Here is a 1,015-nt window from a genome sequence, read left to right on the forward strand (position 1 = left end):
AGTAGTAATTCCTCGTTCAATTTCTTGAACAATTTGTAATTTAAAAGACATTGAGTAATCTTTTTGCGTACGCTTAACATAGCGTGTTTCTTCATATTTTTCCATAAGGATACTTTTTGTGTATCGCTATTTCAGGACGGGACAAAATATTATTTAAAAAAAGGCTAATTCATAAATTATGAATTAGCCTTTTTTTTTACGAAAAATAATTAAGAGCCAATCTCAAGAGTTGGGGAGGAATAGAAGAATCGATATTGTCCTAAAAAACTGTGTAAAGTTAAAAAGTTGTAATTTTAAATTACTATCAATGAACTTACAAGCTTATGAACCTTACACATGATCAAATTTCGGAATTATTATTGAAGATAGCAAATTCCGAAAACGGCACAAATTTACTTATGCAAATGACTCTGACGCTTTTATGAAAAGTGAGAGACATTTAGATCAACAAGAGAACCTAGACTACGCTAATGGTTATCGTCTAAGAAAAGCCAGAGGATTCGGAAAAGAAATGGTTTTAAAAGTGCCCAGAATGAGAAATGGCACGTTTTATCCTGTATTACTAAACGTCCTACGCGATGAAGATGAAGAGCATAGAAAATTAATTTTTTCACTGTACAAAAAAGGGCTAACAATAGAACAGGTTAGTGACATCTTCAAGGAAATTTATGGCATGGAATAGAGTAAACAATAGATAAGCTACTTAATGAAGGATAGTCGAGATGAAGTATCTATATGGCTTCAACGTAAACTAGAATCACATTATTTAGTGCTTTATATCGATGTTACTTTCGTTCATACTCGTAGAGATAAATCTGTTAGAAAGGAAGGATATTATACGGTACTAGGAGTTAAAGAAGATGGATCAAGAGAGGTTTTAAGCATTGTAAATCATCCAACTGAAGGAGCATTATTATGGTAAAATGAATTAGAAGCATTAAAGAACAGAGGTGTTCAAATTATTGGCTTGGTGGTGTCAGATGGACTAACTTCTATAGAAAATGATATAGAACAA

1 pseudogene is annotated in these 1,015 nt (G+C 32.0%); it reads left to right on the forward strand.

The window, feature by feature from the left end:
- The first annotated feature begins 421 nt into the window (after positions 1-421).
- Positions 422-922 (forward strand): annotated as a pseudogene (locus tag M2326_RS17525) (transposase).
- The last annotated feature ends 93 nt before the right edge of the window (positions 923-1,015 follow it).

This window comes from Flavobacterium psychraerolatum (genome assembly GCF_025960985.1).
In the GTDB taxonomy this organism is placed as follows: Bacteria; Bacteroidota; Bacteroidia; order Flavobacteriales; family Flavobacteriaceae; genus Flavobacterium.